Source organism: Peteryoungia desertarenae (assembly GCF_005860795.2).
Lineage (GTDB): Bacteria > Pseudomonadota > Alphaproteobacteria > Rhizobiales > Rhizobiaceae > Allorhizobium > Allorhizobium desertarenae.
The window spans coordinates 354,093-380,322 of sequence record NZ_CP058351.1 but is presented as its reverse complement, the minus strand read 5'-3'; the positions used below and the strand labels follow the sequence as shown (position 1 = coordinate 380,322).

Here is a 26,230-nt window from a genome sequence, read left to right as displayed (position 1 = left end):
CCTCAGTCTGTGGCTGATTGACATTCATGATAATTCCAGTCAACAAAAGACTGGAATATTGACTGGAATAATCATGATTGGAATGATGATGCTCAAGATCACCCGACGCTTCTGCCTGCTTGCGGCTGTAACATGGACCCTGGCAAGTGGCGCAAACGCCCGGGATGTGACCGATGCAACCGGCCTCGTCACCGTCCCGGACGCACCCCAACGGATTGTCGTTCTGACAAATGAAGGAACCGAGGCCCTTCTGGCGCTGGATGTCGTTCCCGTCGGCGCCGTCAATTCCTGGCAGGGTGCTCCCTGGTGGCCCCATATCAAGACGCTGATGGGTGATGCCGCAGCGCTTGGAACGGAAAGTGCCGTCAATCTGGAAATGGTGGCAGCCCTTCAACCCGACCTGATCATCGCCAACAAGCAACGCCATGAAGAGATTTATCCGCAGCTCCAGGCGATCGCACCCGTTGTCATGTCCGAGCGGCTGCGGGGGGACTGGAAGGTCAATTTCAGGCTCTATGCCGAAGCCCTGGGTCTTTCCGAAAAAGGCGAAGCGGTCATTGCGGATTATGACGCCGATGTTGCTGCCCTTCGCCAGGATCTGGGCGATTCTCTGAAAGAAAAGGTTTCTGTCATCCGCTTCCTGCCTGGCCAGATCAGGATCTACCAGCTCGACAGTTTCTCAGGCGTCCTGTTGAAGGATCTCGGCTTCGCACGCCCCGACAACCAGAATGTCGACGATTTTGCAATCCGCACGGGCAAGGAGAGCATCCCGGACATGGACGGTGACCGGATCTTCCACTTTACCTGGGAAACCGGGGACGGCACGGGACTTCAGGCCGCCAACGATGTTCTGACCGATCCGCTCTGGCAATCGCTTTCCGCCGTCAAGGCCGGCAAGGTACATGAGGTCAATGACGGCATATGGAACACGGCCGGTGGCATCCTGGCCGCCCGGGCAATGCTCGCGGACATCAGACGGATCTATGGTCTCTAATGAAAAAGGGCTTCGGTCCTTCGACTACAGGTTTGATCCTGATCATCCTGAGTGGTTCATCCAGACACGCTCGGGACCCGGTTTCACCCGTGACGTCTGACAGCGGGAAAGCCTGCCAGGCGTCTTCAAAAAAGGCAGGCAGCACCTTTCAAAATGCGGCAAGGACCAGCTGTGGCACTTGTCCGTAAACATTAATCCGGTAAACTGGTGGATGAACAAGCCAGGGACGGCACGGCTTTCTTTTGGACAAGCCAAGGCGACATAACGTCCGGCTTCTCGCCAAGTTTAAACTCCTTAGCCGGGCGCAAGGAGGATAAATTGTCGCGCCTTCCAAATCGGTATTTCACCCAGCCGAATGATCAGAACGAACCGGCAAATGTCTGCGAAACGACGGAACTTGCTTCCAGAGCGCGAGACCTGTTCGGTCCGGAAGCTCCATCCGTGGTTGCCTTTTGCGCGCTGGACGCCTGGCTTGCCGAAGATCGTGCCTCATTCAATTCCATGGCTGCGGTGTTCAAGAGATTGCAAAACTGAACACGCATCTTCCTGAGAGTAGCGGCATTTAGTGAGACCGCCTGAATGGCGATGCGATGTGGAGACTTAATTAAACCCCGGCAATGGGACCATACTCATCCTGGCCCTTGGCAGATCTGACCAGACCAGATCAGGGCAACCGGACGCAGTGCCGATAGAGCGACAGCCGCTTCCGAGACCGCGTCTGGACCGATCTGGTGCAAGGACCGAGGAAAACTGCAGCTGTGGTGATTGTGGCAAGATGGCAGCGAATCTCGGACGGGAAGCGGCCACACCCTGTGCCGCGACAAGAAGATGCATGAAGATGTCGAAGCGTGAATGACCTGTGCCTTCAGCATTGGATCGGGCGGAAAGGGTGATCACGGTGACACGGAGCGCCAAAGCCGCCTCTTCAAAGACGAGGGCAACGATGGAGGCGCCGTCAGGTTGCCTGCTGGATCACGGGGAACCACATGTTGGAATGGCAAGCTGCCTTACCGCTTGCAGCGGATGTTACGCACACAGTCTGAATGGTCGTCATTCTCACATGTCGAGATCGAAACGCCAGTTCTCACTCCCGTCTCAAGCCCGTAACCGCAGCCACGGATGGTTCGAATGACATCCGGCCCCTTGCCGGCAAGTGCCCGGCGGATGTGTCCGATATGAATGTCGACTGTGCGCGGTTCGACTTCACAGCCGTCGGGCCAACAGGCTGCAATCAGTGCCTCCCGATCAAGGGCATGGGCCGGATCCTCAAGAAGTGCGCGCAACAGCCTGAACTCGAGAGCCGTCAGATGGATCGGTTGCCCTGCACGGGTGACACGGACAGCAGCGAGATTCATCTCTATGTCGTCAAAACGCAGAACGTCGTTCCCATGGCTCAAGCCTTGCGGCTTTTTCAACTGGCGCAGGAATTCGATCAGTCGTGACGGATTGAATGGCGTCTCCATGCGAAAATCAATCGCAATCCCTTCATCGCATGTGTCGTTTCCAACCATGGCGATGAGGCTGGCGCGCGGGAAACGAGTTTGCGCCATGGCCAGGAAGCGAGCAAGATCGGGAACCGGCCTTATCATGTCGACAAGGATCGCACGGACGTCCTGGCGTTCCGAATGAAGCCTGATGAGATCAGCGTCCTCGGTTGCGCATAACGATGTCAGATGTTCCGCCGCCAGAATGTGGCGTAACATCATGAAAAGCTGCGGGTCAGCAACACAGATGAGAACCTTCGGCATCTGCCTCCTCCATGGTCAGGGGGGTGAGAATTCTCCGCCATTGACGTCAATCACGGCGCCGTTGATGAAACCGGCCTTGCGGGACGCCAGAAATGCAATTGCATGGGCAATGTCACCGGGCTGGCCAAGCCGCCCGACGGGTATCCGGCCGATGGCAGCCTGATTGACGGGGTGATCGATGGGACCGGTCATCGGGGTCACGATACGACCCGGCGCGACCAGATTGACGGTGATGCCATGACCGGCGGTCTGGACCATCAAGGAACGCATCAGACCCGATAGAGCCGATTTTGTCGCGCAATAGGCCGTACCGGCAATCTTCGGCTGTGTTCGACCTGCAATCGATCCGACCATGATGATCCGACCGAATCCGGATGCGATCATGGGTGCACTGACCTGTCGGCAACACAGCATGACCCCGGTCAGGTTGACAGCCAGAACACGTTGCCATTGCTCAAGGTCCAGATCGATGCAATCATCTGGCCCCAGAGCCGCCTTGGGCGAAATGCCGGCACTGCAGACAAGTGTGTCGGGGGCATGCCAGCAAGCGGTAACCTCTTCGAAGAAGGTCTCCACCTGTGAGGCCAGACTGACATCAAGGGAGCGACCCATCACATTGGCAACACCATGGCGCAAAATGAGGTGTTCAAGCGCGTCGGCAACATGCTCGGTTTTCTTGCCGAAAAAGGCCACCTTGTAGCCTTTCGACAACAATGTCTCGCAGACCGACAGACCAATCCCCGAACTGCCGCCCGTGACAACAGCAACTCGGTCTTCGCCTTCACCCATCATGCAGCCTCATCCAGTTGCGCAAAGAGGGAAAGAGGGGGGTGAGCCTCGGGATCGGTCATGACCTCGATCACAAAGGGTCCGTCACTGTTGAGCGCGGTCTCGATGCCATCTGCAAGATCCTGGGGATCGACTATCCGGGCAGACGGGCATCCGCAAGCCGCGGCAAGCAATGCATGATTGACCGGGGCGAAATGGCAGGCGCTCGTGAAGCGACCGAATTTTACGGTTTCGGCATCACGCTGGAACCCGAGAATGCCATTGTTGAGAACGATGACCGTGACAGCGATCTTCAGACGGATCATGGTTTCCAGTTCCGCCCAGCTATGGGCAAACCCTCCATCGCCGACCAGAGCAACCACCGGAATGTCGGGGCGCGCCAGTTTGGCACCGATGGCAAGCGGCAGTCCCCAACCCAGCCCCGCAAGTCCGCGCGGCGTGATGAAACGCGTGCCGGCACTGACGGAACGCAGTTGACCGGTGACCCACATGGATGAATAACTCGCATCGGCAACGACCGTCAGGCATTCGTCAAGCCAGGGCTGCAGCTCGCACATGACCCTTTCGGGTCGGATGGGTTCGGCATCAGACAGGTAGGCGGGAGCCCGCGCTGCGTCAAACCGCTTCCAGCACCGCGCGATCGTCCTTTCGAGATCATCGCGAACAGCGCTACGGGTGGAAAGATCCTGCTTTTCAAGGGCTTGCACCAGAGCCTTCAAGGTTTCCGCAGCATCGCCCGGCAGTCGCAGCGCTTCGTAATTCCGTCCGATCTCGACCGGATCAATATCGATGTGAATGACCCTTGCAGAGGGGCCGATCTGACGCCAGCTATCGGTCCCATTCTGATTGGTCCGTGTGCCGATGAGGATGACCAGATCGGCCGACTGCATGAATTCAAGTGTCTGATGACCGAGGGCAGAGGGACCGGTCAAGGAGCCGAGGACCCCGAGTGACAGTGGATGATGTTCGTCAACGGCACCCTTGCCCATATTGGTTGTAAACACGGGCAGGCTGGCAATTTCCTGCAAGCGAGCAAGGTCAGCAGAGGCTTGCGAGCCATGTACGCCGCCACCCGCCAGGATGACTGGCTTGCGGGCCTTAAGGATCCAGTCTGCAGCAGCGTCAATGAGTGTATCGCAAGGCCTCACGCGATCAAGCGGGAAATGCCCGAGATTGGCCCACCTTTGTCTTGCCACCGGGCCCGCCGGCGCCCGCAAAAGATCTGCCGGCAGGAGAAGAGCAACTGGGCCGGGACGACCGGTCACCGCCGCGGTGAATGCGGCGTCGACATAATCCTCAATCCGGTCTTCTACCACGCAACGGCGAACCCATTTTGTGCAGGACTGAAACAGGCTGATATGGTCAAGCTCCTGAAAGGCGTTGCGATCAGCCTGATCACGCTCCACTTCCTGCACCAGCGCAACCACGGGAAGACTGGCTTGCAGGGCTTCACTCAGCGGCGGGACCAGCAATGTCGCTGCAGGTCCGTTTTGTGCAGCGACCACGCCCACTTTGCCGGAAAGACGCGCATAGCCGTCCGCCATGGCACCGCCCATGTTTTCCTGACGATAGGAGATCTGCCGGATGCCGCGAGCTTCCGCCGCAAGGACGACGGCCGAGGGCAGGCTCTGGGCGAACAGATACTCGACCTGATGGCGCAGGAGTGCTTCGACGATGCGATCGGCGACGGTCAGTGTTTTGGTCGTGATGTCCATGATCATGTCTCCTGTCGACGGGCAATCGGGGTTTTGAGAAAATCGTCAAACACGCTTACAACGTGATCGATGTCAGCATCGGTCATCGGTGTCGAAAGACAGGCCGCAGCACCCAGAGGCAGGCACACTCCATTTTCCCGGAAAAAACGGGTCATGGCATGCATCACCGTCAACCCGTCCTTTGTCGGGATTGCCTCAGCATAGCGCGACGGAGCGACCCAACGGGGATGAATGCGAAACAGCGAAGCTGCACCTGTGATGCTGAAGGCCAGATTGCGGTTGCCCGCGCATTGCGCCAGCTGCGATCGCAGCCTGTCGCCCATGCGCTCGAGCCGGTCAAAGGCCGATCGTGTCATGGCCTGCATGGCAACCAGCCCGGCCACCATGGACACCGGATTTGCCGAAAAGGTTCCGCCTTGCGAAACCTGGCATGGCTGACCTTCCTTGCCGAAAACGGCCATCACATCGGAGCGACCACCAATTGCACCGATGGGGAAGCCACCGCCAATGATCTTGCCCATCGTCAGCAGATCGGGAACCAGGCCATAGCGCGACGCAGCACCTTGATATGATTGACGCAGATTCAGCACTTCATCGGCAATGATCAGGATTCCATGCTGTCGCGAAAGGGAATGGATGAGATCGATGAAAGGCTTTTGCGGCTCAAGCAGACCAGCCCTGCTGGGCATGGGGTCGATCAGGATCGCCGCGAGCCGGTCTGCAAGGGTCGCAAGCTGTAGCTCAAGCCGGTCGATGTCGTTGAATTCCAGTACCAGCACATCATCGGCGATGTGGGCCGGCGCTCCACGATAAGCCGGTGCGGCAGTTGCCAACCTGTCCTTTCTGTCGTCCGAAGCGACGTTCTGGCCGATTTCGGCCCAGTCGTAAGAGCCATGATAGGCGCCGGCAAAGCGGGCAATGGCTGGACGGCCGGTATAGGCGCGTGCAGCCTTGATGGCGAACATCACGGCCTCGCTGTCCGTATTGACGAAGCGCAACTGTTCGATTGCGGGAATGCGCTCGATGAGAAGTTCGGCAAGTGCGATCTCATGAGCGGTCGGATTGGCGAAACAGGTTCCTTGCCGCAGCTGTTTGCTGACAGCCTCCATGACGGGCAGATAGGCATGGCCGTGCAAAAGCGTCGTGAAATTGTTGTTGAGATCAAGGTAACGCCGTCCGTCCAGATCGGTGATATGGGCACCCTGGCCCGACGCCATGTAGATGGGACCGGGATCCAATTCCATGGTCCCCCGGTTGATTCCCAGTGGAAAGCTCTTCCGCGCCCTGGCGTACAGGGTCCGGGATTGCAGCGGATCGTCTATCCCCGCCGCACTTGTTTGTTCCTGCAGCATCTTTCACCTCGTGTTGCCATTGGCTCTGCTTTGCAAAGACTTTGCATTTTTGTTGCAACAAAATTGAGAAAGGTCAAGTCAATATAACAAAAATCTAGGGGCGACCGGCCTGGCGCTCGGTCAGGGCCAGCCGGAGACGCCGGTAGCCGTCGCGAATGTCGCCCTCCATCGCGGCCCGCAACGCGCGTCCGTCGCCATCCAGCATGGCCTCGATGGCCATATCGTGATTGCGCACGCCGTAACGCTGTTCTGCAAAGGCCGGATAGAGCCCGTGAAAGGAAGGCCCGACGCGCAGCCACAGGGGCTCGATCATCGCCACCAGTCGGGGCATTGCGCACAGGCCGTAAAGATGGAAGTGAAATTCCTTGTTGTGCCAAAGCGCATCGCTATAGGCACCCCTGTCCAGAGCCTGATTGATAAGCAGCTGAATATCCCGAAGCTTTGCAACATCTTCAGGTCGACAGCGCTCAGCTGCCAGCTCTGCAGCCAGCCCCTCAAGCGCGAGGCGGATCATGGTGATTTCCCGCAGGTCTTCTTCGGTCAGGACGGGAATGACCACGGTTTTCGGGCCCGTGTGAACAAGGGCGCCTTCGGCAACGAGACGGTTCAATGCGTCGCGCGCCGGCGTCGAGCTCAGACCGAGCGCCTCGGCAACAGACCGGACCGTCAATTTGTCGCCTGGCCGATAGACGCCCCGGCTCAAGCGATCACGCAATTGTCCATAGGCAGCATCGCCCAGACGCGGCGCCTGCCCGCTTTGCGCGTGATCTCGCAGTTCATCCATCTTTTTCATCCTCAGCGTGTTGACTTGCGGAATTTATGATGCAACAAAAATTGCTATGTGAAGTTTTCACAAAGTTTTGTCGCACCAAATATTAGCATTTGTCGCAATCCCAGTCATCTGCCCCGTAATGTGAGGGGTGGGACCTGCGCAGAGACGTCATTTTTCAGGCAACGCCTCCCGAGCGCCTGCGCCACGACTGACAGAAACAGGAAAGGGAACTCCATGGGAGAAGCACTGGCGCTCCGCCATGTCCAGAAACGTTACGGGCAGGTCTGGGCCGTCCATGACACCTGCATCAAGATCGAGGCGGGTGAATTTGTCTCGATCGTGGGACCGTCCGGTTCCGGCAAGACCTCGCTTCTGACCATGATTGCCGGATTCAAGGCGCCGACGGCAGGCTCGATCCATGTCGGAGACGAGGACGTCACCCGCGTTGCACCCAATCATCGCAATATCGGCATCGTGTTTCAGAAATATGCCCTGTTTCCCCATATGACAGTGCGTGAGAACGTCGAATTCCCGCTTCGCATGCGGCATCTGGCCAAGGGAGGAGCGGCACGCCAGCGGGTCGACACCATGCTGGACCTCGTTCAGCTACAAGCGTTTCGCGATCGCTATCCTCATGAACTGTCTGGCGGCCAGCAGCAGCGGGTCGCCGTTGCGCGCGCCCTGGTCTTCGATCCGCCGGTCATCCTCATGGATGAACCCCTTGGCGCCCTTGACAAGAAACTGCGGGAAAACATGCAGATCGAGATCAAGCAGATCCAGGAACGGATCGGCGCCACGGTCATCTATGTCACCCATGACCAGGAAGAGGCCCTGACCATGTCGGACCGGGTCGCCGTGATGCATGGCGGTCGCCTTGAGCAGATCGGAACGCCTCGCGAACTCTACAGCCGTCCGGCCTCTGCCTTCATTGCCGACTTTGTCGGCACCATCAATTTCCTTGACGGCCATGTTGAAGACGTCAGCGGGGCAGACCTCAGGGTTGCGATCGGTCGCCACCTCATCACGCTTCAACCGGCCAATCTCGTATCGGCCCGCTACCCGTCAAGGGGAAGCCCTGTGCGGATCGGCGTCAGGCCGGAGCATCTGCGTGTGCAGTCCGGTCGTGAAGAAGGCGGCGGAAGCCTGTTGGCAACCGTGGAAACTCTCATCTTTGCCGGAGCATCACGGACCGCAATCGTCCATGTCGCGGGACTGACCGAACAGTATCTGCGTGTTGCGCTGACAGGTCAGGACGGTCCGGTGCCCCTCAGGGGGGACCGTCTGTCGCTGCAGGTCGAACCGCAATCCGTGCTTCTTTACAGCCAGTCGTGAGGTGCGGGATCATGGAACAGACATCATCGACCAAACCTTCCTTCCTTCTTGTGCACATGACGCATGCTGCAAATGCCAGCCATTACCCGCTGCTGACAGCCCTGCTCCTCGTTCTTCCGCTGGTGGCCGCCCTCATTCTCGGCTTCCTCTACCCGGTCGGAAAGCTTGTCGAATTGAGCTTTTCCAGTGGTGGCGAAAGCTATCTCAGACTGATCGGCGACCCCTTCCATCTCGGCATCCTGGCCGACACCGTGCTGACAGCAGCCTTTGTTACCCTTGCCTGCCTCATCCTCGGTTATCCCGTCGCCTATGCCATGACAAGAATGCGTGGTGTGAGCGCCGGCCTGGTTGCAGCCTGTGTCTTCGTGCCTTTGTGGACCTCGATCCTGGTTCGCTCCTATGCGTGGATCCTGCTTCTGCAGCGCAACGGACCGGTCAACGACCTCCTGCAGGCCATTAACATTATTCATGGGCCGCTCAAGCTTCTCTACACCCATGGTGCCGTCGTGCTGGGCATGATCCATGTCCTCCTGCCCTTTGCTATCCTGCCGATCTTCTCGACCTTGCGGTCGCTCTCGCCCGATTACGGTCGAGCGGCGGCCAATCTCGGCGCCAGTCCGCTGCGCATTTTCGTTCATGTGACACTGCCGCTCAGCCTTCCCGGCGTCTTTGCCGGCGGCCTCCTCTGCTTCGTCCTTGCACTCGGCTTTTACATCACGCCAGCCCTGCTCGGTGGCCCGGGCTCGATGCTGATGGCGACCCTGATCGGCCAGCAGACAACAGTCCTTCTAGACTGGCCATTTGCTGCCGCCCTGTCGAGCGTCCTTCTCGCGGTGACGCTCCTGATCGTCATCATCTTCCGCAAGGGGCTTTCACTCAACAAGGGGTTCCACAGTGTTCGTTGACAGAAACATCTCGATCGGAAAAGCGGTTCGGCGCGGCAATATCCACGGATTGCGAAACCGCCACCCTGGCGCAGTTGCCGGGCTCGGCGGCTTGCTTTCCTGCTTGGCACTCGGTCTCATCCTGTTCTTCCTGATCCTGCCGACGCTGATGATCATTCCCATGTCGCTGAGCGCGACCAATCATCTTCAGTTTCCGCCGAACGGACTGACACTGGACTGGTATATCGCCTTCTTCAACGACCCCGACTGGATGGCGGCCACCTCGTTCAGCCTGAAGATCGCCTGCGCCACGTCCGTCTGCGCCACCATCATCGGGACAATGGCTGCCCTGGCCATCGAGCGCGGCGAAATGCCATTCAAGGGTCTGCTGAATGCCCTGTCGCTTGCGCCCTTGATTGTCCCGCATATCGTTCTGGGCGTTGCGCTCTATCTCGTCTTCTCGCCGCTCAGGCTTACGGGAACACTGACCGGATTTCTGCTGGCCCATACGGTTCTTGCCGTCCCCTTCGTCATCATCACCGTCACAGCATCCCTGAAACGCATGGATCCCGCCCTAGAGCTGGCCGGGCTCAATTGCGGGGCAAACCGGGCACAATGCTTTTTCCATGTGACCTTGCCAGCGATCGCCCCGGGCGTTGCCTCAGGTGCGGTCTTCGCCTTCCTCTCATCCTTTGACGAGGCAACCGTTGCCTTCTTCATCTCCGATATCGGCGGCAAGTCGATTGCCCGAAAAATGTTCGAAGACATTGATTTCAACCTCACGCCGGTCATTGCAGCCGCCTCCAGCGTGACCGTGATCGCCTCTCTCATGCTCATCGGCTTCGCACATCTCATATCGCAAGCCGCCTCTTCCAGAACACAAACAGGAGTGGAACAAGAATGAAGAAAACAGCAATCATGCAGCTTGCCGGCCTGATCACATCGGTCGGCCTCGTCACGCTTCAGACAGAAGCACGGGCACAGGATCAAGTCATCATCGCCTCGACGGGTGGCGCCTATGATCGTGCATTGAAGGAAGCCTGGTTCGATCCCTTTACGGAAGCTACCGGTATTGCCGTCACAATCATCTCGGCAACCAATGCCGAAATGCGCGCCAAGGCCGCCGCCATGGTCAAGGCAGGCAATGTCACCTGGGATCTTTATCTGGAGGGTGAAATCCAGTCAGCCTCCGAGGCCCACAAACAGGTCACCGAGGATTTGAGCGCTTTTTGCGAACGGTTTTCCAGCCGCAAGGATCTGGCCGGCAATGCCTGCACATCCGGCGGCGCCCTGCTGCAGTCCACCGCAACGCTTCTCGCCTATCGGGTATCGGAGAACATGACCGTTGAACCGCAGGGCTGGGCCGACATGTGGGAGACAGATCAGTTTCCCGGCGGGCGAGCCTTCCCCAATTTCGACGATCCCTGGCGTGTCCTGGCGGCCGCCCTTCTGGCGGACGGCGTCGCGAGAGATGAGCTTTTCCCCCTTGATGTAGACCGGGCCCTCGCCAAGCTTGACCAGATCCGTGACAGCGTCACCGTCTGGTGGAAAACCGGTGATCAGAGCGTGCAAGGCTTTCGCAGCGGGGAATATGATCTCGGCCAGATATGGCTGACCCGTGCGCGCGCCATGAAAAACGAGGGATTGCCGATTGCCTGGTCGTACCGTCAGGCCTTTCTCGTCGGCGACCGCGTGGCACTCCTCAAGGGTGCCCCCAATCGCGAGGCTGCGCTGAAGCTGATTGCCTTCTGGCTGGAAAACCCGTCCGTTCAGGCAAGGGCCTGTGATGTCCTGTCCTGCACACCTCCGAGCACTGACGCCATCGCTCTGATGTCGGAAGAAACTCGCAGTTCCATGCCAACGGCCGAAGAGGTTCGAAGCACGATCATCATCCCGGATGCCGACTGGATCAATGCCAATGCAGCGATGCTCCTTCAGCGCTGGAACACATGGGTCCAGTAACAGCGAGCCGGAACGCCCAGACCGGCTAAGCCGGATGCCGGTGTGCTGTACTTTACAAGAAGCGCCCACCGGCATCCGGAGCGAAACCGAGGACAGGGAGGCAATTGCATGCAACGGCAGTTGATCATCTATTCCAGTGACCCCGATTTTTACATGCTGATGAGCCATATCCTCGCAACGGCAGGATATGGATCTTCACCCGCAACTGACCTGCAAGGCATCCTCGATCTGATCGGCAACCAGGTGCTTGCCATTCTTCTCGATACGAGCGACGAATTGGAGGACCTGATCGAACTCTGCCATGCGCTGCGTCGAAGCGAGCCCTCGGCCCGGCAAAACATCATTGCCCTGATCAGAGCCCGTCATGAGGAAAGCTATTTCGACTTCGTCAAGGCCGGCGTCACGGAGTGCTTCATGCGTCCCATCTCGCCTGAACGGCTGCTGGCCTATCTCGCGGACCTCAGTCTGGAAGCGGAAAGCAGATCGGAACCATCGGCGGCCGCTCCGACGAAATTGAGGTTGGCTGATCTTTCGATTGATGAGCAAAGGCGTCTGATCACGGGTCCTCTTGCCAGCGCCAGCTTGAGCCCGATTGAGTTTCGCCTCTTCATGGGCCTTATGTCTTGTTCGGGACAGGTGGTGACACGACAGGACCTTGTCAGTCAGGTCTGGCCTGGCCGCCGGCATGTCAGTCAACGCAGCGTCGATGTACATATTACAAAGCTGCGCCGCTGCGTCGCGCGAACCAGCAATCTCCTGCAAATCCGCACGATCCGCTCGAGCGGCTACGCACTGGATGTATTGGAGCCAGGAGACTGAACAGAAGACGGTCGATCCCTTACACAATCTTCAGATTGTCTTCGTGGAAGCGGGCGTGAAAACGTGGTGGACTTCTCGCAATGGTCGCGATGGAGTTTGCCATGACAACGACAAATCAGCCGTCCACATCGCCGCACGTCGTCAGCGAGCGGGAGCCATCATCGACACGATACCGCAATACCGCCACCATGATTGCGGAGGCCGGACCGAGTTTCGTGGCTGCCGGCTATCACGGCATCATGGCCCTTTATGCGCGGCCAATGGCAGGTCGCCAGGTGCATCTTGTCTCGGAAAACCGGGATATCGTCGATTTCGTCCGATGCTCCTATCTCGGCCTCGACAATCACGAAATCGTCGTTGCGGCTGCAGAACAGGAACTTCACAATGCGGGCACCCTGCACTGGTCTTGTGCCAGGACTCGCCTGAATTTTTCCATCCTTGGCGATCTCGAAGACAATCTTTCGGATCTGTTTCAAGCAAGAGTGCTGACATTCACCACAGTGCTTGCCGCCAATATGAGCGCGCTGCCTCTTCTGGCGTCCGGGCATCTCACCAATGGTCAAAAGCCTCTGGTGGTCTTTGATCGGCTGGCCCATGCCACGCTTGCCTATCACAAGGCCGTCCTTGCTGCCGAGACAGAGATTGCCACTATCCCTCACAATGACATGGATGCCCTCGAAGCGCTTTGCCGCAGCCACGCCTGCGTCGCCTATGTCTGTGATGGCGTCTATTCCATGGGCGGCCATGCACCGCTTTTAAACCTTGCCGATCTCCAGCAACGCTATGGTCTCTTTCTCTATGTCGACGACGCCCATGGCATCTCGATCCTCGGGAACCAAGGCTCGGGCTTTGCCAGATCGGTCTTCTCCGATCTCGGCGACCGGACGATCATCGCTGCCTCTCTCGGCAAGGGATTTGGCGCCTCCGGCGGCATCCTGATGCTCGGGACAGCAGCGCAAGAACTCCTCTTCAGGCGGTTTGCGATTGCCCATGCCTTTTCGGCGTCCCTCAACACTGCTGCAATCGGGGCGGCCAGGGGATCGGCTGTCATCCATCGGATGCCGGCCCTGCGGCGCCTCCAGATGACCTTGCGAGAGAACCTTGCACTGCTCGATCGATTGCTGCCTACACGTAATGCCGATGACGTTCTGCCGATCCGCACGATCCCGATCGGTGACGAATTGCAATCCGTTGCGATTGCGAGACAATTGCTGACCCTTGGCTTCTATACATCCGCCATCTTCTTTCCGACGGTGGCTCGCGGTGCAGCCGGGCTGCGTATCTGCGTGACAGCCTCCCACACGGAGCAGCAGATACGCGAGTTGTGTCAAGCAATCGCCAGAACCCTCGAAGAGCTTCGCGAGGGATACCGATGACAGTTGCGGAATGTTATCAGCGAAGGCCTGTCACGCGTTCATGCAAGACCGTCCATTTGTTTGCGAGACTGATCGATCGCATCACGCTCGTCAAAGATCCGGACATCTTGTTCAAGGGTGTTGCAGAGCTTGCCCATGAGGCCGGCTTCAACCATGTGATCTACGCCGATCGTCACTGCGGTCGCATCAACCTCGTTTCGACCGCACCTGACACATGGACCTTCGCCTATCATCAAAAGGGATCTTTTGATCCGCTGTTGACCTTGGCGAGATCGAGAAAGCGAGCCTTCTTCTGGGACCTGCCGCTTTTGCAGAAATTTGCCAAGCCGGAGGCGGCAGCGTTGATTGAAGCGGCAGTACAGCATCGGATGCATTATGGACTGAGCGTTCCCGTACAGACCGGCTTCGGACATCTGGCGCTCTTGACCTTCACGGCTCGCACTGCGGAGCCGCTCGATATGCAAGCTGACGATGTCCTCGCAGCAACGGCCGGCGCCATGCTGCACCTGACGCTTCAAGGGGTGCAGCGTCAGTTTCCCGGCAGTGCATCCAGAACACTCTCTCCCAGGCAGGCCGCCTGCCTGCGATGGGCTGCGGAAGGCAAGGCCATGGGTGCAATCGCCATCCTTGAAGACATAAGCTACTGGACCGTGGTGTTCCATCTGAACGCGGCAAGGGACGCTCTGAATGCCGTCAACATCTCCCATGCCATCGCCCTTGCCATCAGAAAGGGATTGATCTGAATATCGGCTGACCGGTTCGCCCGCGAAGAAGCGCGATTACGGCCTAACTACGCGGGACCAGTGGGGATCTGGGCGGGGTGATTGCCATAAAATCTGCGAGTAGACGGGGCCGAGACTTTATCCTATCGGTGACAGCATGAAATCCAGTCTCGAACACCTGCCGGAAAAGAAACAGCGCGAACTGGCGCGCGTGGTCGAAATCCTTCAGGAAGAATTTGCCGACGCCTTGTCTTATGCGTCCGCGGATTTCAAAAAGCGCGGACGGATCCTGAAAATCATCCTCTTCGGCTCCTATGCCCGTGGAACATGGGTCGATGAACCCCACACGATGAAGGGCTATAGGTCCGACTACGATATTCTTGTGATCGTCAACACCGCCAAGCTTGCAGACAGGCAGTACTGGGACAAGGCCGAAGACCGGCTTCTGTGGGACCCCGGTGTCAAGACGCCGGTCGGGCTGATTGTTCACGGCCTGCGAGAGGTCAACCGTGCATTGAAGCTGGGGCAGTATTTCTTCGAGGACATTCGCCGTGAAGGCATTGTCCTGCATGAAATCGATGATGAGCCTTTGGTTGAACCGAAAAACTTGACGGTAGCCGAGGCGTTGGAGGCGAGTTCAACTCACTTCCGGCACAATTCCGAAGCGGCTTTCGAATTCCTTAAACTTGCAGAAATGGCAGTGCGCGAGGGCTGGCTTAATCGCGCTGCCTTTCTGTTGCATCAAGCCGTTGAACGAGCTTACTCTTGTGTACTTCTGACAGTTTCCAATTACGGACCACCGAGCCACAATATCAAGTTTCTCCGTGGCTTGGCTGAGGACCTTGATCGTCGCCTGATCGACGTTTGGCCGCGAGATCAACACCGCTATGGCGCATGGTACAACATTCTCAACGAAGCCTATGTCAAAGCCCGCTATTCGGAGCATTTTGACATCAGCCCGGAAGCGCTGGGTTGGCTGCTTCAGCAGGCTCAGCAACTATTGGAGGTGGTCAACGTTGTTAGTTGTGAACACATTTCACGGCTTGAAGCGGAAACAGACGATGGGAGGGCAACATGAACGGGCGCATCGAATGGCCACAGAGTTGGACGGTGGGACTCTTCACCAGGTGGCCAAGCGCTACCAGCGTTTTCAGGCACTTGGCTAAGTTACTATACCAAAAGGCAGAGTAGCGCTACACGAACGTGTACACCAAGGTGTACCGCGCACGATACCGACCCACTCTCACCCAGGTAAAAATACGGAAGAAGAAAAGGCCGGAAACATCCGGATATGGCATTCCAGCAGCATTCAACACGCCTTGGCCGCTGGATGGGGCTGATACTGCGGCACGTCTCCTTGATCTGCCGATTGTTTATGTTTACCAACCGACTGACGTAGCCACTGGCCCTGGCTTTTTTAGAAAGCGAGGCAACTTCTTGCTTGGATATGTTTGGGAAGCCTTACAAAAGAGGCTGGCGCTCGCAATCCAAGCAACCAGCAATAGTGTGTAATTGATCGGTCAAAATTTTGAATTGCAGATATGTTCAGTTGACAGAAATCCACCAAGACGGTTTCAGAAACTGGAACGTCACTGGCAGAGACATCGCCGTGCAGAGTCATCATGGTTAGGGCGCAAGAATGAGCGTCATCCTCGTCGTTGGTGGTGCCGGCTACATCGGCTCCCACACCTGCCTGGCACTTGCTGAGCGTGGCTATTTGCCAGTCGTCTATGACAATTTCACGTCAGGCCATCCGGAATTCGTCAAATGGGGTCCTGCCGAACAGGGCGACATTAGGGATAGGGCGCGACTTGCAGAAGTGCTCAGAAACTACCAGCCAAAGGCAGTCCTGCATTTTGCAGGATTGATCGAGGTCGGCCAGTCCTTTCGGGAGCCAGAGCACTTCTATGATGTCAACGTATCGGGCACACTCAGTTTGCTCCAGGCGCTTAGCGAAGCCAATATCAAGAATTTCGTGTTCTCATCAACCTGCGCAACTTATGGCGACCCGGAGTATCTGCCGCTCGACGAAAAACACAACCAGAAGCCCGTCAACCCCTATGGTCGCACCAAGTATATCGTTGAGCAGGCGCTAAGCGACCTGAGCTCCTGCGGTCGCATGCGCTCGGTGGTGCTGCGGTATTTTAACGCCGCTGGCGCCGATTCCGAAAGTCGTGTTGGTGAGAGGCATATGCCGGAAACACATGCCATACCACTCGCAATCGAGACGGCGCTTGGCCGGCGCGAATTCTTTTCAGTTTTCGGTGACGACTACGATACCCGCGATGGAACCTGCGTTAGAGACTATGTCCATGTCAACGATCTGGCAGATGCTCATGTCCGAGCTGTTGAATACCTGCTTAATGGCGGCGACACCATCGCGGTGAACCTTGGCACAGGGAATGGAACAACAGTCAAAGAATTGATATCAGCGATCGAGAAGATATCGGGTCGTTCAATGAACATTAAGCACGCAAAACGCCGACCTGGCGATCCTCCGAGCCTTGTTGCTAGCAACAGGCTGGCGTATGAGGTGTTAGGCTGGGAACCGAAGCTTGATATAGATGACATCATCCGCTCGGCCTGGAAGTGGCATTCTTCTTTCAACGGGCACTTGCGCTAAAGATGCTGCCGTGAATGCCAAGTGCAATTCCGTCAGACGGAATTCCAATCAGAATGAAGTGTGCAGTTGTACATCCAGCGTCATGCCTGGTTGCTGTTGTGCGGGCAATCAGATTCGAAAATCGTCATGCAATTTCTGGAGATGGGCAGTTGCCCGACAGTTGCCTAAATGCTAGCGAACTGACCGCTAACCTCAGCGTTTACCCCTTCAGAGGTTGGAGAGCGCAATGAACGCGTGCTTTGCATGGGCTTCACCCGATTTGCTTGGAAGGCGGTTTTGATTTGATCCCTGCTGACATTTGTTTCTTGGCATGTCTGATTGCTACCCGGGCCGGTTCCGACAAGCGCCTTCCGCAGTTGCAACAGGACATGCCGTGACCTCTAACCGCATCTCTATCATTGCACCGACCTATAACGAGGTCGCCAACATTGTGCCTTTCGCCGAACGGGTAAAGGCGTCGCTCGCCGACTTTGACTGGGAATTGCTGTTTGTCGATGACAATTCCGCCGACGGCACGGCGCGCAAAGCGTTCGAATATGGGATCACCGAACCGCGAGTACGGCCCATCATTCGTTTCGTTGATAGAGGCCTCGCCAAGTCGAGCATCCAGGGCATGCTCTCGGCAAAGGGAGACCTGCTTTGCGTCATGGACGCAGATGGACAGCACGATCCGGCAGTGCTGATCGAAATGGTCGAACGCATGGAACGCGATGGTCTCGACATCGTCAGTGCCGCACGCCGCCTCGAAGATGACCACGCTCTGGAAGGACTATCGCCGATTCGCCGAAAACTCTCGCAGATCGGCAATGCACTGAGCAGCTTCGTTATCGGACGGAAACTCGCAGACCCCCTGACGGGCTTCTTCCTGATCCGCCGGGACCGCTTCCTTAAGCTTGCGCCTGATCTCGGAGATCCCGGCTTCAAGCTGCTGCTCGACATCCTCTACACGGACAAGACACTGCGTCACGGAGAAGTTTTCTTCGATTTCGGAACCCGCCTCCACGGCAGTTCCAAGCTGGACAGCTATGTACTGTGGAAGTTCGCGACCTTCCTGATGAGCAAGATGACGAGAGGCATCGTGCCAGCGAAACTCATTTCCTTCGTTTTTGTTGGTGGATCCGGGGTTTTCGTGCATTTCGCCGTTCTCTACTCGGTGCTGGCGGTCTCGGCTTCCTTCGCCGTTTCCCAGACGATTGCGACCCTGATTGCGACGACGAGCAATTTCCTGCTTAACAACCTGCTGACATTCCAGGACAGGCGACTGCACGGGGTACGGCTATTGTCGGGTTACTTTAAATTTCTTGCAGTCTCGGCTGTTGGCATCGTTGCCAATGTATCCGCCGCCACCCTTGCCTACGAAAACCTGATCCATGTCGTCTTCATCGCAACGCTGGCCGGTATCGCCATCGACACCGTCTGGAAATTTGTCATCGCCAACAGGTTCATCTGGAAGTGAGCATGAAAGCCGGTCATAGCCCAATGCCTTCGCGGACGGTCATGAATGCCGTCTGGTTGTTTTTGCTGGGCGCCATCTGCCTCCAGATCCTCGTCCAGCTCGTTCATGTGTCCATGTTCTTCGATGGCGGCATCTACGCGACCCTCGCTCGCAACCTGGCAGAGGGGCGCGGTTCTATGTGGGCTCCGTACCTTTCAGACACTTTGTTTCCGACCTTCGCCGAACATCCTCCGCTGATGTTCTGGCTGCAGGCGATCGGATTTCAGCTGTTCGGCGACAGCATCGCAGTGGAAAAGGGCTTCTCATTTCTGACCTTCATCCTCTGCGCTCTGTTGCTGTTTCAGATCTGGAAGCGGCTGAACAAGGACGACGTCCTCGTGCAGGCAGGATTCCCATTCGCCCTGATGCTTGCCCTCATCGCTGGCCGGGTGAATTGGGGTTTTGCCAACGGCCTGTTGGACAACCTGCTCGCCGTCTTCACTTTGACAGCCGTGCTTCTGCTGGTTGTCGCCTATGATCGGCCGGCACCGATTGCCTCTGTGCGGCGTCTCGCTCTGGTTTCAGCTGCTGGTCTCGCGATCTGCATGTCGCTCATGACCAAGGGACCAGTCGGCCTGTTTCCGCTGGCAGTCCCTGCAATCGACTGGTTGGTGTTTCGGCGGCAGTCCTTTCTGGCGATGGTAATCGACAGTCTTGTCATCGCTCTAGTGATTGGACTGTTTCTCGGCCTGCTTTACGCATTCGATCCATCACGCGAAGCCCTTGGCCGATACGTTTCCGCGCAACTCGTATCGAGCCTGAGTGGCGCTCGTGGGCATTATGGCGGGGGCCTTTACGTCTTCCGCAAGATCCTTGGTGTCAATGGATACTCGCTGGCAATCCTGGCGGCTGCAGCTTTCGCGGCTTGGCGCTGGAAGCTTGGCAAAAATGCCCCCGAGAAGACCAGGACGCGTCTGAAGCGTGCTGCATTCTTGATCCTGGTGGGAATGTCGGCCTCGCTGCCCATCGGGCTCAGCCCGCGTGTCGCAAACTTCTATTTCAACACGTCGCTTCTTCTTTACTCGGCAGGTTTTGCAATCCTGGTTGCGCCGGTCTTTATGGACGGACTTTCTCGCCTGAGAGAACACCAGAGTAAGTTTCTCGGGTTTGGCTCGCTGCTGTTCTTTGTCGCTTCAATTTTGCTTGTGGTCGCGAATATCGGTCGCCCAGGCGCAGACGCGCGAACGATCGAGCAGGCCGCACTGATCGAGGAGTTCGTGTGCTCTGATGAAACCAACTGCAGGCCTTTGATAAGCGCATGCCAGAATGCCTGGCAGGACTGGGCGCTGCACACCTACATGCAACGCTTCTATAAGATCAGCATTGCCAAGCAAGCTGACGTCGACGCCGACTTTGTGATTGCCGATGAAACTTGCAGCAGTCTTCCCGGGCACAAAGACACCGGCATTGACATCTCCCCTTACCTCCTGCTCGAAAGAGGATGAGGATATGGTGCAAGGACATGAAAACATGAATGTCGCAATTTTTGCGATCAATCTGGATCGATCGGCCGACCGTTGGGAAATCCTGGCGGATCGCGCCAGCGCACTAGGCTTGTCCCTCACCCGCGTCTCGGCGGTCGACGGCAAGTTGACTCCGGAAGCAGAGCGGGAGGCAGTCGACGATGCCGCATTCCGCCGTAACACGGGTCGCCTGATGCTCGCCGGCGAGTATGGCTGCTACAGGAGCCATGTTAAGGCGCTCAACGCATTCCTCACAACGACCAACGATATCGCCCTTATCATTGAAGACGATGTAGAACTAAGTGCGGATCTCAAGGATCGGGTGCAAGCCGCGTTCGACGCGGTTCCGGATGCAGACGTGATCAAGTTCTTCAATCACCGAGTCGTCGGCTTCCTGAAGACCAACACATCAAGCCGAGGTGACGAGATCGGTCGCGCCATTCACGGCCCCCTCGGTTCATCGGCCTGTTATGCTGTTTCCCGGCGAGGAGCAGCGCTCTTGATCGAACACCTGACGGTCATGCGCTACCCTTGGGACGCAGCCCTCGAGCGGGGCTGGGACCATAGTGGGCTTGTCTACACAACGCGGAAGAACGTGGCGAATATAGCGCGCGGTGGCACGACGATTGCAACACGCGACATCTACCGGTCCGTTAAGTTCCCAAAATGGAAACGTCTCGGGACCTATGCACGCAGGTTGCGAGATGACTTTGTAAGAATGGCCTATGCACTTCGCGCTTGAGCAAACGGGGCATGACATTTCGACCCGGCACCACAGCTGACCCTCTCATCCTCGAGCCCTGAGATATCTGGAACGGGACCATGAAGACCCATATCGATCGCCTGTGGAATTTCTCAGACTTCCTGTTTCTCACAGGGCTTGCCGTCGCATTGTTTCTCGGCAGCAAGGTGACGCCTCTTCTCGTCGTTGCGGGCGTCTTGCCCATCCCTTTCTTGCTGCATGCGCTCAAGAACAGACACTATCACGTGTCGATCTGGACGCTGCTGGCCCCCTTCGGCATCTACTTCGCATACAGCCTTTTCACCCTTTTCTTCTTCACCGGACTTGGGGCTTCAGATCCCCGCCCGGTCAATCCAAGCCTTGAATCCTATTCTGTGGCGATCGCGATGCTTGTCGTTGGCTTGCTACGAAGCCTGCAGATCCGAAATCTGGCCTCTGTATTCCGCAGACTGATGCCCTGGCTGCTCGTCGCCTGCTTCGCCGTCTTGTCCTATATGATGTTTGCCGGGATCAGGGATGCCTGCCGTGTGCGGGGCCTCGCTCCCTGGCCCTTCATACCTGCACTGTTGTTCTCAACATTGACATTTATCTGTCTGGTCGGATGGGAAAGGCTGGCCGAGCGCGAGCGCTGGCTTCGCGTCGGCTTGCTTGCGCTCAGCATCGTAGTCTCCACGACCTATACCGGTTCCCGCGGTGTGGCCGTGGCCCAAGTCGGAGTTTTCGGACTGCTACTACTCATAAGCTTCCTACCATCCTTCGCTAAGAGCATGCCCCGGTGGCATCATCTGATGTCGGCGACAATCGCTGGGGCGGCGATTTCGGTTGCGATCGGTCTGGCAACCGATTGCGGACCAGCCAGCCGCTTCTCATCGACATTCGAGACCTTGGGGAGGTTAACCGCGCAGCTTAACCCAACTGAAGATCAAACCGCCCCCGCGAAACAGCCGGCACCGGCACAGGAAGCGGTACAGATTCCCGATAGCTCCGCGCAAGCAGCGGCAAAGCAACCCGAGCCAAGCCAGTCGACAGAAGTCACAAATGACGATGCGATCGGACTTCGGCTCGCCATGTGGGAGACGTCGCTCACCGCAATCCAGGAGAGCCCCATCTTTGGTCATGGCTCACTCTATCTTCAGAAGCTAATCCACGCGACCTATGGCTTCGAGCACAATCACAATCAGTACCTCACCTGGCTCGTAACCGGTGGATTGCTCCAGCTTTCGCTCGGCCTGATCTTCCTTGCGATCCCCTGGTTTGTGTCCAAGGGTCTATCGACTGCTGACAGACTACTCCTGACAACAGGAGTATCGCTCTTCTGGGGTATTGCGATGATGTTCGATTCATTCCTGAACTTGAAATTCTACACGCATTATTTCTGCCTGCTCTGCGGTGTACTCTATGCCCTGTCGAACAGCATGCAGGAAAGAGCCCCGACATGACCGGCCCGCTTTACTTCGATCTGACCGAAGCGCAGCTCTCCACATCCGGAAAGCGCACGCAGTATTACGGGATTGCGCGAACCGTCCACGAAATCGGCAGAGAAGCAGCCCTGCTCAGCGAAGGCATCCGCTTCGTTGTCTTCTCCTTTGGCATGCAGGAATTCTACGAGGTTACCTGGCACAAGCGACAAGACGGGACCGTCGAGTTCGATCTGCCGAAGGATGTCGGCCAGAAATGGGTGAGGTCGTATTTCGGAAAGAACCCCATCCTGCCGCTCATCTTCTGGCTTTTGAACCGAACGACGCCAAAGAAAAACAGGGACAACTGGCTTAAACACGCAGGACATCTGAAGCCCGTTGCAATCGAAAGCGGCACCTTCTTCTCCGCAGCACGGCCGAAACTGATCGTCGACATGGTCAGGGTACTCCGCGGTCGGGGATCAAGAGCGACCATCGTGCCCTTGCTCCACGATTTCATGCCACTGCATGACAGGGCGACAAAGCGCTTCCGCAAACTCGACCGCAACTTCCTGGCAGATAACCGATACCTGATCGAGCATGCTGGCCGGATCCTCACGAATTCGAATTTCACCGCGAAAGAGCTCCAAAGCTTTGTCGAAAAGGGCATGCTTCCCGAGCCGCGCGGACCGGTCGATGTGGTGCAACTCGTCCACCATTGTCCAGAAGGCACTGAAGCGTCGGAGATCTCAGCGCCATCGCAGCCATACCTTCTGACGGTAGCCCTTAATCTCGGGCGAAAGAACATCGAAGTCGTCCTGGAGGCCCTGCGACAAATGCATGCTGACGGCAGGCCTGTACCGCAGCTGGTGATCGCCGGCTCGCACAGAAAGCGCCTGCGTCGCTATGCATCGAGGCCCGTCTTTCGTGGCATTCAGGACAAGATTATCTTCATCGACAATCCCAACCAGACCGATCTCGTCAAGCTCTACACGGGCGCTCTCGCTCTGGTTATGCCCAGCAAACTAGAGGGATGGGGCCTGCCTGCCGGTGAGGCGCTCTGGTGCGGCACACCAGTGATTTGCTCGACAGCGGAAGCGTTGCGAGAAGTCTGCGGGGACCTGGCGCTTTACTTCGAGCCTGATGATGCAACTCATCTGCGTGAGTATGTTTACCGTCTATTGACGAATAAAGAGTTCAGCCTCGATTTGCGCCGAAGGATCGACCTCGCCAAACCTAACCTAAGGACATGGCAAATAGTGGCTGGGGACACCTTACGAACGATCGCCTGATTCGCCCCGCCGACAAGGACAGATAGACAATAACTGTAGGCAACACCGCCATCCGCAACTGTAGCTATCCATTCGGATTGCAAAACGTCACTGGCGGCAGACCAGCAATTGGATTATTGAGCCAAGCCTCGTGTTCAGATCAACGGATGCATTATGAGTATGAAGCGACTTTTCGACGCTGCAGTCGCCGCCGTGACTCTCGTCTTGTTTTGCGTACCGATGGCTTTGATTGCGTTTACGGTCAGGATAACGTCTCCCGGCCCTGCCCTTTACTGGTCCAAAAGAGTGGGGCAGGGAAACCAACTGTTCTTGATGCCAAAGTTTCGCACGATGCGTACAGATACCCCGGTCGTTGCCACCCATCTGCTGGGCGATGCCGCACGTCATCTCACTCCGATTGGCGGTTTCTTGCGCAAATCGAGCCTGGATGAGCTCCCGCAGCTCTGGTCCATCCTAGTAGGCGATATGAGTCTGGTCGGTCCCCGACCTGCGTTGTTCAACCAGGACGACCTGATCACCGCGCGCACAAAAGAAGGGGTGCATCAGCTGAGACCCGGATTAACGGGCTGGGCCCAGGTCAACGGTCGAGACGAACTCGAGATACCCATCAAAGTGGCCTTTGATGTAGAGTACCAACTGCGCCAGAGCTTCCTGTTCGACTTGCGGATTCTGATGCTGACCGTCATTAAGGTCATCCGAGCCAAGGGGGTGGCACACTAATGCGCCATCCAGCCCGAAAGCACACAGCGCCATAAGCAAAATCAAGCTGGTCGACAGAGTGATCGTCAGAACAATTCGCGAGACGGTTATCCGCACCCCGCGCCGCTGGAAACGGGCGCTGATGATCCTCATGGATTGCATTTCTCTGCTGGTCGCTCTTTGGGCCGCATATGCGCTCCGTTTGTCTGATTGGTTACCAGCCATCACATCGGAGCGCCTGACGCTGGCGGCAGTCGCGCCACTCGTCGCGATCCCCGTCTTCATTCGCCTTGGCCTCTACAGATCTGTCATTCGCTATCTCCCGGAGGCCGCCGTCTGGACCATAATCCAGGCCATGATGATCGCGACGGTCAGTTGGATCATCATTATCTTTTTGATGGAAATGGCAGGCCAGGGCATTGTTCCCCGATCGGTCCCGTTCCTCTACTTCCTGATCGGCACACTGCTTGTTGGCTCTTCCCGTTTTGTCGCCAAATGGATCCTGAACATGGGTACAGGCATGCGACGCAACGAGGAGCCTATCTTTATCTATGGAGCCGGCCCAACCGCAGCGCAGCTGGCACGAGCGTTGCGGGGTCATGGAAACCGATATGTCATGGGCCTTATTGACGACGATCCTGCGAATCATGGGCGTGATATCGCGGGCTACAGGGTCTTTCCGCCCCAACAGCTGCCAAGCCTTGTTGAACGGTACGGAATTCGCGAAATCGTTCTCAGCATGTCGTCCATCCCCGCAGAAAGCCGGCAAGCAGTCATCGGGCGAGTTGCCGGACTTGGTGTTAAGGTACGGAGTGTCCCCGACATCTCTGACATCGTCGACGGACGATACATCGTAAATCAGATCAGAGAGATCGAGATCGATGAGCTTCTCGGGCGATCATTTGTCCCGCCGGACAAAGCTCTTCTGGCTCAGGCGTTGACCGGAAAGACCGTGTTGGTGACGGGCGCCGGTGGGTCCATCGGCTCCCAACTTTGTCGCCTCATCGCATCCTGGAAGCCATCGAAGCTGATCCTGCTCGAGTCGAGTGAATTCGCGCGCTATCGCATAGAACAAGAGCTGTTGAGCGGAACTAAAACACCTATCACTCCAGTCTTGGGCTCCGTGACCGATGCGCAACTTGTGCATAGAACGCTGCGTGATCACGGCGTCGAAGTCGTTTACCACGCAGCAGCCCACAAACATGTGCCACTAGTCGAGGCGAATGTTCTGGAAGGCATACGCAACAACATATTCGGCACTTTGACCATTGCGAAAGCGGCGGCTGAACAGAACGTATCAAGCTTTGTGCTGATCTCGTCCGACAAGGCTGTTCGCCCGACCAATGTCATGGGTGCCACGAAACGCTGGGCTGAGTTGATCGTTCGTCAGATCGCGGTCGACGCAAGGAAAAGTGGAAGACAACAGACTTTCTGCGCCGTTCGTTTTGGTAATGTGATCGGGTCCAACGGTTCGGTTGTGCCACTGTTCAAGGAACAAATCGCAAAAGGCGGCCCTGTTACGGTAACCGATCCGGAAATGACGCGGTACTTCATGTCCATTCCTGAGGCAGCGGAACTGATCGTTCAGGCCGGCGCTTTGTCAGAAGGTGGCGACGTGTTCCTCCTCGACATGGGCGAACCAGTCCGCATACGCGAACTCGCGGAAAACATGATCCGACTTGCGGGTTTCTCTGTCAAAGACGACAAGATAACCGATGGAGGAATTGCGATTGAGTATGTCGGCATAAGGCCAGGAGAGAAGCTCTTCGAGGAGTTGTTTTACGACAGCCAAAACGCTCAGCCCACGCGCCATCCCAAAATTCAGAGGGCAAATTCCTCAGCTATCGTCAGCTACGAGATATTCTCAGCGTTGAACAAACTAAAGCTAGCTCTCGAGACAGGTGAGGACGAATTAGCCAGGAAGACCCTATTTGACGTAGTTTTCAATAGAGCTGCCACTCCCGACGACCGCACGAGTGTAAACTTGGCAGATGCTGAGAATCCAGCATGGGATTAACACTGTGGAGTGCACCCCGTTTCACCGGACATGTCGG

Annotated in this window: 23 protein-coding genes; 18 read left to right on the top strand and 5 right to left on the bottom strand. The window is 57.0% G+C overall.

Annotated elements, in window-relative coordinates; all coding sequences use genetic code 11:
- The first annotated feature begins 82 nt into the window (after positions 1 to 82).
- Positions 83 to 994 carry an ABC transporter substrate-binding protein gene (locus tag FE840_RS19085; protein WP_246318968.1) on the top strand — a complete coding sequence of 304 codons (912 nt, stop codon included), beginning with the start codon at positions 83 to 85 and terminating at the stop codon, positions 992 to 994.
- A gap of 207 nt (positions 995 to 1,201) precedes the next feature.
- On the top strand, positions 1,202 to 1,528 hold the full coding sequence (locus FE840_RS19080; protein ID WP_138289226.1) for a hypothetical protein: 327 nt from the start codon (positions 1,202 to 1,204) through the stop codon (positions 1,526 to 1,528).
- Positions 1,529 to 2,001: 473 nt separating this feature from the next.
- On the opposite strand, the gene FE840_RS19075 is transcribed toward FE840_RS19080, so the two are convergent.
- The 5 genes from FE840_RS19075 to FE840_RS19055 all read right to left on the bottom strand — a co-directional run bounded on the left by FE840_RS19075 (position 2,002) and on the right by FE840_RS19055 (position 7,382).
- Positions 2,002 to 2,742, bottom strand: a complete 741-nt coding sequence (locus tag FE840_RS19075) for a winged helix-turn-helix transcriptional regulator (RefSeq protein WP_138289225.1) — start codon at positions 2,740 to 2,742, stop codon at positions 2,002 to 2,004.
- Between the two features lie 15 nt (positions 2,743 to 2,757).
- Positions 2,758 to 3,534 (bottom strand): SDR family oxidoreductase, encoded by a 777-nt coding sequence (locus tag FE840_RS19070; RefSeq protein ID WP_138289224.1) that lies wholly within the window; start codon positions 3,532 to 3,534, stop codon positions 2,758 to 2,760.
- Complete coding sequence (locus tag FE840_RS19065) at positions 3,531 to 5,246, bottom strand: acetolactate synthase catalytic subunit (RefSeq protein WP_138289223.1); 1,716 nt, start codon at positions 5,244 to 5,246, stop codon at positions 3,531 to 3,533. Before FE840_RS19065 ends, FE840_RS19070 begins: the two co-directional genes overlap by 4 nt.
- A gap of 2 nt (positions 5,247 to 5,248) precedes the next feature.
- Entirely contained in the window at positions 5,249 to 6,598 is a 1,350-nt protein-coding gene (locus FE840_RS19060) for an aspartate aminotransferase family protein (RefSeq protein ID WP_138289222.1), read from the bottom strand.
- Between the two features lie 94 nt (positions 6,599 to 6,692).
- Complete coding sequence (locus FE840_RS19055; protein WP_138289221.1) at positions 6,693 to 7,382, bottom strand: GntR family transcriptional regulator; 690 nt, start codon at positions 7,380 to 7,382, stop codon at positions 6,693 to 6,695.
- A gap of 222 nt (positions 7,383 to 7,604) precedes the next feature.
- Between FE840_RS19055 and FE840_RS19050 the strand changes: the two genes are divergently transcribed.
- The 16 genes from FE840_RS19050 to FE840_RS18975 all read left to right on the top strand — a co-directional run bounded on the left by FE840_RS19050 (position 7,605) and on the right by FE840_RS18975 (position 26,193).
- Positions 7,605 to 8,702 (top strand): ABC transporter ATP-binding protein, encoded by a 1,098-nt coding sequence (locus FE840_RS19050; RefSeq protein WP_138289220.1) that lies wholly within the window; start codon positions 7,605 to 7,607, stop codon positions 8,700 to 8,702.
- A 56-nt stretch (positions 8,703 to 8,758) separates the two neighbouring features.
- Positions 8,759 to 9,607, top strand: coding sequence for an ABC transporter permease (locus FE840_RS19045; protein ID WP_138289278.1), 849 nt, complete (start codon positions 8,759 to 8,761; stop codon positions 9,605 to 9,607).
- Between the two features lie 148 nt (positions 9,608 to 9,755).
- Positions 9,756 to 10,490: an ABC transporter permease gene (locus tag FE840_RS19040; RefSeq protein ID WP_138289276.1), complete on the top strand. Its 735-nt coding sequence runs from the start codon at positions 9,756 to 9,758 to the stop codon at positions 10,488 to 10,490.
- A 14-nt stretch (positions 10,491 to 10,504) separates the two neighbouring features.
- Entirely contained in the window at positions 10,505 to 11,548 is a 1,044-nt protein-coding gene (locus tag FE840_RS19035; protein WP_425502240.1) for an extracellular solute-binding protein, read from the top strand.
- Between the two features lie 108 nt (positions 11,549 to 11,656).
- Positions 11,657 to 12,367 (top strand): winged helix-turn-helix domain-containing protein, encoded by a 711-nt coding sequence (locus FE840_RS19030; RefSeq protein ID WP_138289218.1) that lies wholly within the window; start codon positions 11,657 to 11,659, stop codon positions 12,365 to 12,367.
- 101 nt (positions 12,368 to 12,468) lie between these two features.
- Positions 12,469 to 13,743, top strand: a complete 1,275-nt coding sequence (locus tag FE840_RS19025) for an aminotransferase class I/II-fold pyridoxal phosphate-dependent enzyme (protein WP_138289217.1) — start codon at positions 12,469 to 12,471, stop codon at positions 13,741 to 13,743.
- A gap of 56 nt (positions 13,744 to 13,799) precedes the next feature.
- Positions 13,800 to 14,486, top strand: coding sequence for an autoinducer binding domain-containing protein (locus FE840_RS19020; RefSeq protein ID WP_171033807.1), 687 nt, complete (start codon positions 13,800 to 13,802; stop codon positions 14,484 to 14,486).
- A gap of 136 nt (positions 14,487 to 14,622) precedes the next feature.
- Positions 14,623 to 15,543 carry a nucleotidyltransferase and HEPN domain-containing protein gene (locus FE840_RS19015; RefSeq protein WP_138289215.1) on the top strand — a complete coding sequence of 307 codons (921 nt, stop codon included), beginning with the start codon at positions 14,623 to 14,625 and terminating at the stop codon, positions 15,541 to 15,543.
- Positions 15,544 to 16,104: 561 nt separating this feature from the next.
- A complete protein-coding gene (gene galE, locus FE840_RS19010; RefSeq protein ID WP_138289214.1) occupies positions 16,105 to 17,088 on the top strand; it encodes a UDP-glucose 4-epimerase GalE in 984 nt (327 codons plus the stop codon).
- Between the two features lie 373 nt (positions 17,089 to 17,461).
- Positions 17,462 to 18,544 carry a glycosyltransferase gene (locus tag FE840_RS19005; protein ID WP_138289213.1) on the top strand — a complete coding sequence of 361 codons (1,083 nt, stop codon included), beginning with the start codon at positions 17,462 to 17,464 and terminating at the stop codon, positions 18,542 to 18,544.
- Positions 18,545 to 18,546: 2 nt separating this feature from the next.
- The gene (locus FE840_RS19000) at positions 18,547 to 20,028 is read left to right on the top strand and encodes an ArnT family glycosyltransferase (RefSeq protein WP_138289212.1); all 1,482 of its coding nucleotides are present in this window, start codon (positions 18,547 to 18,549) and stop codon (positions 20,026 to 20,028) included.
- A 25-nt stretch (positions 20,029 to 20,053) separates the two neighbouring features.
- Complete coding sequence (locus FE840_RS18995) at positions 20,054 to 20,788, top strand: glycosyltransferase family 25 protein (protein ID WP_138289211.1); 735 nt, start codon at positions 20,054 to 20,056, stop codon at positions 20,786 to 20,788.
- 80 nt (positions 20,789 to 20,868) lie between these two features.
- Positions 20,869 to 22,227: an O-antigen ligase family protein gene (locus FE840_RS18990; protein WP_138289210.1), complete on the top strand. Its 1,359-nt coding sequence runs from the start codon at positions 20,869 to 20,871 to the stop codon at positions 22,225 to 22,227.
- Positions 22,224 to 23,477: a glycosyltransferase family 4 protein gene (locus FE840_RS18985; RefSeq protein ID WP_138289209.1), complete on the top strand. Its 1,254-nt coding sequence runs from the start codon at positions 22,224 to 22,226 to the stop codon at positions 23,475 to 23,477. The genes FE840_RS18990 and FE840_RS18985 overlap by 4 nt, the downstream gene beginning before the upstream one ends.
- Positions 23,478 to 23,636: 159 nt before the next feature.
- Entirely contained in the window at positions 23,637 to 24,197 is a 561-nt protein-coding gene (locus FE840_RS18980) for a sugar transferase (protein ID WP_138289208.1), read from the top strand.
- A gap of 121 nt (positions 24,198 to 24,318) precedes the next feature.
- Positions 24,319 to 26,193 (top strand): nucleoside-diphosphate sugar epimerase/dehydratase, encoded by a 1,875-nt coding sequence (locus FE840_RS18975; RefSeq protein WP_138289274.1) that lies wholly within the window; start codon positions 24,319 to 24,321, stop codon positions 26,191 to 26,193.
- Positions 26,194 to 26,230 lie beyond the last annotated feature (37 nt).